At 66.0% G+C, this 8,103-nt stretch carries 7 protein-coding genes and 2 pseudogenes; 4 read left to right on the forward strand and 5 right to left on the reverse strand.

Going from position 1 to position 8,103, the window contains the following annotated elements; all coding sequences use genetic code 11:
* The 3 genes from KH616_RS17805 to KH616_RS17815 form a co-directional block, all read right to left on the reverse strand.
* The coding region (locus KH616_RS17805) for a ferritin-like domain-containing protein (RefSeq protein ID WP_292248850.1) at positions 1-661 on the reverse strand (661 nt) is incomplete at its 3' end.
* 100 nt (positions 662-761) lie between these two features.
* Positions 762-977, reverse strand: coding sequence for a transcriptional regulator (locus KH616_RS17810; RefSeq protein WP_292248853.1), 216 nt, complete (start codon positions 975-977; stop codon positions 762-764).
* 213 nt (positions 978-1,190) lie between these two features.
* Complete coding sequence (locus KH616_RS17815) at positions 1,191-1,841, reverse strand: NAD(P)H-dependent oxidoreductase (protein WP_292248856.1); 651 nt, start codon at positions 1,839-1,841, stop codon at positions 1,191-1,193.
* Between the two features lie 548 nt (positions 1,842-2,389).
* Here KH616_RS17815 and KH616_RS17820 point away from each other — a divergent pair.
* From KH616_RS17820 to KH616_RS17835, 4 genes and pseudogenes are all read left to right on the forward strand, one after another.
* Positions 2,390-3,677 (forward strand): annotated as a pseudogene (locus tag KH616_RS17820) (glycine betaine/L-proline ABC transporter ATP-binding protein); the annotation flags it as partial.
* Positions 3,670-4,566, forward strand: a complete 897-nt coding sequence (gene choW, locus KH616_RS17825; RefSeq protein ID WP_292248859.1) for a choline ABC transporter permease subunit — start codon at positions 3,670-3,672, stop codon at positions 4,564-4,566. The pseudogene KH616_RS17820 and the gene choW, both read left to right, overlap by 8 nt.
* Before the next feature lie 107 nt (positions 4,567-4,673).
* The gene (locus KH616_RS17830) at positions 4,674-5,669 is read left to right on the forward strand and encodes a GlxA family transcriptional regulator (RefSeq protein WP_292248862.1); all 996 of its coding nucleotides are present in this window, start codon (positions 4,674-4,676) and stop codon (positions 5,667-5,669) included.
* 103 nt (positions 5,670-5,772) lie between these two features.
* Entirely contained in the window at positions 5,773-6,723 is a 951-nt protein-coding gene (locus tag KH616_RS17835) for a choline ABC transporter substrate-binding protein (RefSeq protein ID WP_292248865.1), read from the forward strand.
* A 111-nt stretch (positions 6,724-6,834) separates the two neighbouring features.
* Here KH616_RS17835 and denD read toward each other — a convergent pair whose 3' ends face one another.
* Entirely contained in the window at positions 6,835-7,806 is a 972-nt protein-coding gene (gene denD / locus KH616_RS17840) for a D-erythronate dehydrogenase (protein WP_292248867.1), read from the reverse strand.
* Between the two features lie 26 nt (positions 7,807-7,832).
* Positions 7,833-8,103: pseudogene (locus tag KH616_RS17845) on the reverse strand (TIM barrel protein); the annotation flags it as partial.

Below are 8,103 nucleotides of genomic sequence, written 5' to 3' on the forward strand. Positions count from 1 at the left end.
ACGCCCACACGGCCTCGACGCGTGCGAAGAGCCACGGGCGCCGCCACCACGGCATATTGCGCCAGTACCACGCGTACCAGTTCACGAAGAACAGGATATGCCGGCCTTCCTCCTGGATCACCGGCTCGAAGGTCTCGACGAGTTCGGCAGGGAAATAGCCGGAACGCTGCGCGGAACGGAACAGGCCGAACGCGAAGAAGCTGTCGATGCACTCGCTGAAGCCCGTCACCATCCATGCCCATTCGGCGTCCCTGGGCGCCGGGTAGGCCGGTTCCGGCGCGAGCTCGATGCCGTATGCCTCGACCAGCTTCGACAGCACGACCTTGTGGCGCGCCTCCTCGCCGCCGTCCATGTCGAGCGCCTGGCGCAGCAACGGATCCGTCACGGTCGACGCAAACGTTGCCACGCGGACCGACGCGCGGCCCTCCGTCTGCACGGCGATGTCCCAGATCGGCAGTGACGTGAGCCGTTCGAGCGCTTCCGGCCCGAGCGGCGGCCAGTCGATCACGGCTGGCTTGTACGGGTTGTGCGTGTCCAGCAACATCCGGCAGAACATCTGCTTGTGCGCGTCGGAACCGATTCTGATCGGGCCTTTCCGTTCGAAGTCCCAGTTGCGCATTGCGTGATCTGCTGCCTGCTCTCGTTGCAGCGTGTCATTCATGGCTATTGTTGTGTGATGACGATTACGGAGTGAAAGATTCTCCCATAGCTCCTGTCATCGCGTATTTTGCCGTGGCGCGCCGGCGACGGCGTGACGTGCGTCAAGCGTGCGTATCGATCCAGAGACGCCCCCAGCGCGATGCGTACGCGAGTGCGTGCTCCTCCTCGAAGAAGAAATCGATCGCGTCGAACGAGACGGCGCGCGAGGGGCCGGCGCTCGCCTTCATGATCGTCAGGCTGGCGGCGAACAGGCCATTCGGCTGTTGTGCGGCGGCGGGCGCGACTTCATAGCCCTTGTAGCGGATGGTTCGAGTCATGGCGTACGCGAAAGAGAGACGGGCATTCAGCGTAAGGAAACGGCCGGCGCGCGTGAACCAATCTTTCGGCCAATGGAAATCACGCGACGCGCTGAATCGATATCGGCAGGATGGCGGCGGGCGGGCAGCGGGCGGGCCGCTCGCTCAGGCCGGATGACGTGCGCCGCCCGTGCGCGGCGCACTGGCCGGCACGGGCGGCGGCATGCGGAGGGCTTACTGGTTGGCGATCTTCAGCACCGGCGCGAGCGCCTCGACCGATGCGGCGTGCGTGGCCGCGCGATGCGACGCGAACGCGAGCGCGAATTCGGCGGCTTGCGCGCCGACGGTCTCGAGCTGGGCCGCGACCTTCGCATCCGAGCAGCTGTCGGCGCTCTCGAAGCGCGTTTCCAGCGTATTGACCGCTGCCCCGAAAGGCGTCGGCCAGCCGCGCAGCGCGTGGACGATCGATCGCAGCGACGTCAGCACGGTGCCGGCCGCCTGCCAGCCATACGCGGTGACGATGCAGCCGACCGCGCGGCCGTCGAGGTACGGCCGCTCGTCGGCGCGCAACTCCTCGAGCGTATCGAGTGCGTTCTTGACGAGGCCGGAGACGCCGCCGTGATAGCCGGGCGTCGCGATGATGATCGCGTCGGCCTGGCGCACGGTGTCGATCAGTTCGCGCTGCGTGTCGGTGAGCGTCTTCTGTTCGGGCGCATAGTGCGGCAGCGTATGCAGGAACGGGCCGTCGAACAGGCGGGTGCGTGCGCCGGCGGCCTGCGCGCCGCGCAGCGCGAAGGACAGCGCACGCTCGGTCGACGATGCTGCGCGGGTGGTGCCGCCGATGCCGACGACGAATGGCCGGCGATGTTGGTCGAATGCAGTCAAAGGGCGCTCCTTGGGGATGCGTGGCCCGTCTAAGCAGGGGCTTAAAACCGCATGGTAGCGACCCCGGTGCCGGTCTGGAAGCGACTTTTCGTTCTATCGATATGCCGAACGCGTGCGTGAGCGGCGCGTGACGCCGTGCAGATCGATAGCAGAAATGCTTGGTTGGGCCGACTCGGCGCCGCCGATAAGATGGATTCCGTCTCCTCCATGATGTCTTTGATGACATGGGTTGGCCCCGCCGCGCGGATGCCGGCGGGGCCTTTTTTTTGCCTGTGGCCGGACATCGGTCATGGGGTCTGAGCAAAAACTGACGATACGACGACAGCCGCCGTGCCCGGCAGGTTGTCCAATCGGACGTCGATTTGTCGGTACGCGACACGCGGTCGATCGCGTCGTCGCCCCGCGCGCATGCCATGCGCCGCGTCGCTGCCGTGCACCATCTTTTCCCGCCTGCCTTGCCTGTGCTGGCCTGCCGCCTGACGCAGTGCGTCAGATCGTCCGCGACGCGCTGCGCGCGCCGTCCGCCACGCCCGTCCGTGCACCGAAGCCGGTGTCGTATTTGCGCAAGCGTCTGTCGTAATTCGTCGGCTGGCCCGTGTTTTTTCTAGCAACTATGTAGGCACGCAGGATGACGCGTGAGCCCCGCTACACGAGGAGAAGGTTTCGATGGATGCCCCCAAGGTCGTAGTCGATGGTCTGTGCAAGGTGTTTGGAAGCAATCCGCAGCAGGCGCTCGACATGCTCGCAGCCGGAGCGACGAAGGACGAAGTGCTGAAACGCACAGGACAGGTCGTCGGTGTGCACGACGTCTCGTTCGATGTGCAGGAAGGCGAAATTTTCGTGCTGATGGGCCTGTCCGGCTCCGGCAAATCCACACTGATCCGCCTCGTGAACCGGCTGGTCGACCCGAGCGCCGGCAAGGTGACGATCGACGGCCTCGACGTCGCGTCGGCACGCCGCTCGGCGCTGACCGCCCTGCGCCGCAAGGACATGAGCATGGTGTTCCAGTCGTTCGCGCTGATGCCCCAGCGCAACGTGCTGTCGAACACGGCATTCGGCCTCGAGGTCGCGGGCGTCGGCAAGAAGGAGCGTGAGCGGCGCGCGATGGAGGTGCTCGAGCAGGTCGGTCTCGCGACGTTCTCGCACAAGCTGCCGTCGGAGTTGTCGGGCGGCATGCAGCAGCGTGTCGGCCTCGCGCGCGCGCTTGCCGTGAACCCGTCGTTGATGATCATGGACGAAGCGTTCTCCGCGCTCGATCCGCTCAAGCGCAAGGAAATGCAAAACGTGCTGCTGCAGCTGCAGAAGGAGCAGCGCCGCACGATCATGTTCGTGTCGCACGATCTCGAAGAGGCGCTGCGCATCGGCAACCGGATCGCGATCATGGAAGGCGGCCGGCTCGTGCAGGTCGGCACGCCGCAGGACATCATCGCGAACCCCGCCGACGACTACGTTCGCGCGTTCTTCGACGGCATCGACACGAGCCGTTACCTGACCGCGGGCGACCTGATGCAGACGGGCGCCGTGCCGCTGGTGTCGAAGCTCGATCCCGCGAACGTCGCGGCGACGCTCAACGGCAGCGCCGAATATGCGTTCGTGCTCGACGCGGAGCGCAAGATCCGCGGCTTCGTCACGCGCGAGGCGATCGGCAGCGCCGCGCCGAACGTGCGGCCGGTCGAAAGCATCCGGCGCGACGCGTCGCTCGATCACGTCGTCGCGCGCGTCGTGGCCAGCCCGAATGCGCTGCCTGTCGTCGACGACGACGGCTGCTATTGCGGCTCGGTCGACCGCGCCGTCATCCTGAAAGCCATTACGCGTTCGCGAGGCTCCCATGTCTGAAATCATTCCGCTCGGCAGCTGGGTCGACCAGTCCGTCCATTACCTGCTCGATCACGACGCGGCGACGTTCGACGCGATCGGCCGCGCGATCGAGGGCCTCGCCGCACTGGTCGAGCACAGCCTGCAAGCCGTGCCGATGTGGCTGATGATGGCGCTCTTCGTCGGCGTCGGACTCTGGCGCGTGGGCTGGCGGTTCGGGTTGTTTACGGCCGGCTCGCTGCTGCTGATCTTTGCGACCGGCTTCTGGGATCAGACCGTCATCACGCTCGGCCTGACGCTGTCGTCGACGATCATCAGCCTCGTGCTCGGCATTCCGCTCGGCATCTGGGCGGCGAAGAGCAAGTGGGTCGCAGCGACCGTGCGCCCGATCCTCGACCTGATGCAGACGATGCCGGCATTCGTCTACCTGATTCCGGCCGCGATGCTGTTCGGTCTGGGCCGCGTGCCCGGCATCCTGTCGACGGTGATCTTCGCGATGCCGCCGGCCGTGCGTCTGACGAGCCTCGGCATCCGCCACGTGAACCGCGAGATCGTCGAGGCGGGCCAGGCATTCGGCTGCACGCCTTGGCAGCTGCTGTACAAGGTGCAGTTCCCGAATGCGCTGCCGTCGATCATGCAGGGCGTGAACCAGACGATCATGATGGCGCTGTCGATGGTGATCATCGCGTCGATGGTCGGTGCGGGCGGCCTCGGCAACGACGTGCTCGCCAGCATCCAGCGTCTCGACATCGGCCTCGGCTTCGAAAGCGGCCTGTCGGTCGTGCTGCTCGCGATCATCCTCGACCGCATCACCGAAAGCTTCGGCCGCGCGCCGGGCACCGCGAAGGCGCCGCTTTTCGCGGGTCTCAAGCAACTGTTTCGCGTGAAGGCTGCGACCGCGCAGGCCTGAACAACCGGAGGCCGGCCCGCGCCGGCCGCCTTTCCCGTCCTGATGTCGGCTTCCGCGGCTTCGGCCACGGAGCTGGCTTCGTGCAACCTGCTCGCTAGGAGAGCGATGTGACGTCCGTCGCCGTTGCGCCCGCTGCCCGCGTTTCCCCGGTTTCGTCCCTCGCGCACTTCGGCTTCCTGACGCTGCCGAATTTTTCGATGATCGCGTTCTCGAGCGCGGTCGAAGTCCTGCGCATGGCGAACTATGTCGCGCGCGCGGATCACTACAGCTGGTCGATCTATTCGCTCGACGGCGCGCCGGTGCGGGCAAGCAACGGCATCGCGGTGCGGCCGACCCGGCCGCTCGATCCCGAGCGTCCGCCGGACGTGATGATCGTCTGCGGCGGGATCCGCATCCGCGACGTGGTCGACGACGACGCACGGGCGACGCTCGCGTGGCTCGCCGATCGCGGCCTGCCGCTCGGCGGCATCTGCACCGGCGCCTATGCGCTCATGTCGAGCGGGCTGCTCGACGGCTACCGTTGTACCGTGCACTGGGAAAACCTGTCTGCACTGCATGCGGAGTTTCCGCAGGTGAATTTCGCGGACGAGCTGTTTGTCGTCGACCGCGACCGCCTGACCTGCACGGGCGGCACCGCGCCGCTCGACCTGATGCTGAACCTCGTCGGCACGCGTTTCGGGCAGCAGCTCGCGGCACAGGTGTCGGAGCAGTTCATCCTCGAACGGATTCGCAGCGCGACCGATCCGCAGCCGATCCCGGTCGATGCGCGCGTCGGGTTCTCGCGCGCGGAACTGATCGAGGTCGTGCGGCTGATGGAGGCGAATATCGAGGAGCCGCTGTCGCTCGAGGAGCTCGCGCGGCTCGTGCGCCTGTCGCAGCGGCATCTGCAGCGGATGTTCAAGGTCTATCTGAACGTTTCGCCGACGCATTACTACCTGACACTGCGCCTCAAGCGCGCACGCGACCTGCTGCGTACGACCGATGCATCGATTGCGCGCGTGACGACGATCTGCGGGTTCCATTCGCCGTGTCACTTCAGCAAGGCGTACCGCGCGCAGTTCGGCCACGCGCCGAGTGTCGAACGCCGGTTGCCGGGACGCTGACCGGCGCGATTCATCCATGCCCGCGCCGCCGGGATCGCGGCGCGGGGGCGATATCGACGATCCCGATTTTCATGCGAACGACATCAATGAGAGGAGAAGACAGATGAAGCGGCTACTGATCGCAGCGGCATGTAGCATCGGGATGACCGCAGCGCCGGTTTCGGCGGTATACGCGGCCGATCCGCCGGTGTGCAAGACCGTCAGGTTCGCCGACGTCGGCTGGTCCGACATCGCGGCGACGACCGGCCTCGCATCGGCCATGCTGCAAGGTCTCGGCTACACGCCGACCAAGACGATCGCATCGGTGCCGATCACGTTTGCGGGGATCAAGAGCAAGCAGATCGACGTGTTTCTCGGCTACTGGTCGCCGACGATGGATCCGATCATCACGCCGTTCACGAAGGCCGGAACGATCAAGGTGCTGGCGACGCCGAACCTGACCGGCGCGAAATACACGCTCGCGGTGCCGGACTATGTGTACCAGGGCGGCCTGAAGTCGTTCGCCGATATCCAGAAATTTGCCGACAAGCTCAATGGCAGAATCTACGGGATCGAGCCGGGCAACGACGGCAATGCGCTGATCAAGAAGATGATCGACACCAACCAGTACGGTCTCGGCAAGTTCAAGCTGGTCGAGTCGAGCGAGGCGGGGATGCTGGTCGAGGTGAATCGCGCGATCCGCGACAAGCAGTGGATCGTGTTCCTCGGCTGGGAGCCGCATCCGATGAACGTGCAGATGAAGATCGACTACCTGACCGGCGGCGACGACGTGTTCGGCCCGAACTACGGCGAGGCGAAGGTGATGACGGCAACGCCGCCCGATTACGCGTCGCGCTGCCCGAACGTCGCGAAGTTCGTGTCGAACCTGCAGTTCACGACGTCGATCGAAAACCACGTGATGGCGCCGATCATGAACAAGGAGGATCCGAACAAGGCGGCCGCCGCATGGCTGAAGGCGAACCCGCAGGCGCTCGACAAGTGGCTCGCCGGCGTGACGACGATCGACGGCAAGCCGGGGCTGCCGGCCGTGAAGGCGTATCTCGGCGTGCATTGAGCGGTGCGCGCCGCATCGCATCGCGGCGCGTGACGTTGCGCGCATCAAAAAGCCCTTGCGTCACGATCGGACGCAAGGGCTTTTGCGTTGCCGGCGGCAGGCGGTGCCGTGTCAGCGCTGCTGGTCCTCGAGATAGCTGCGGATCACCTCGACGAACGAGGCGTCGCCACGCAGGCCGAGCTGTTCGGCGCGCGTCGTGTCCCAGCGGCCCGGCCAGCTGCCGACGATCTTCTCGACGCGCTCGTCCGGCTCGTGACGGATCAGCCCGACCGTTTCGTCGCCCGCGACCTCGCGCAGCGCGGCGATCATCTCGTCGACCGTCACCGAGATACCCGGCAGATTGATCACGCGCTTGCTGCCGAGCTTCGCGCTGTCGAGTTCGCAGCCCGCGACGAGCGCCTCGATCGCGCCGCGCGGCGACAGCAGCCACAGGCGCGTCGAGCCCGGCACCGGGCACACGCTCGCTTCGCCGTTCAGCGGTTCGCGGATGATGCCGCTCGCGAACGACGAGGCCGCCGCATTCGGCCGGCCCGGGCGCACGCTGATCGTCGGCAGGCGCAGCACGCGGCCGTCGACGAAACCGCGCCGCGCGTAATCGCACAGCAGCAGTTCGGCGATCGCTTTTTCCGCGCCATACGACGATTGCGGGTTCAGCGCGGTGTCGTCCTGCACGACGTCCGGCAGTGCGCCGCCGTAGACGGCGACCGAACTCGTGAACACGACCCGCGGACGATGCCCGCGCGCACGGCACACGTCGAGCAGCGTACGCGACGCATCGAGGTTGATCCGCATGCCGAGGTCGAAATCGGCTTCGGCCTGGCCGCTGACGATCGCCGCGAGATGGAAGATCGCGCCGGTTCGATCGTCGATCGCGCTTTCCAGCACGGCACGGTCGGCGATGTCGCCGACGACCGCCGTCACGCGCGGATCGCCGAAATCGCTGCCCTTGACGACGTCGAGCAGCACCAGCTCGGAGATGCGCTCCGGCCGTCCGTCCGGGCCGGTCAGTTCGCCGCGTTCGAGCAGCCTGCGTGCGAGACGTTGGCCGAGAAAGCCGGCGCCGCCGGTGATCAGTACTTTCATGTTGTCTGCCTTGTGGATTTCTGGAGTTACAGGTACGGCTTGAGCCAGCCGAGACCTTCGGATGTGCCGGCCTTCGGGCGGTATTCGCAGCCGATCCAGCCGGTGTAGCCCAGCGTGTCGATCAGTTCGAACAGATACGGGTAGTAGATTTCGCCGATGTCAGGCTCGTTGCGCGTCGACACGCCGGCGATCTGGAAGTGGCCGATGCCCGCGAAATCGCGCTCGATCGTCATCGCGAGATCGCCTTCGACGATCTGGCAGTGATATCAGTCGAACTGCACCTTCAGGTTCGGCGCG

Source organism: Burkholderia sp. (genome assembly GCF_018375725.1).
Lineage (GTDB): Bacteria > Pseudomonadota > Gammaproteobacteria > Burkholderiales > Burkholderiaceae > Burkholderia.

Coding starts and splice junctions, on each gene's coding strand:
- choW (WP_292248859.1), top strand. CDS start 3,670: ATGTCTGAAATCATTCCGCTCGGCAGCTGGGTCGACCAGTCCGTCCAT.
- KH616_RS17835 (WP_292248865.1), top strand. CDS start 5,773: ATGAAGCGGCTACTGATCGCAGCGGCATGTAGCATCGGGATGACCGCA.
- KH616_RS17810 (WP_292248853.1), bottom strand. CDS start 977: ATGACTCGAACCATCCGCTACAAGGGCTATGAAGTCGCGCCCGCCGCC.
- denD (WP_292248867.1), bottom strand. CDS start 7,806: ATGAAAGTACTGATCACCGGCGGCGCCGGCTTTCTCGGCCAACGTCTC.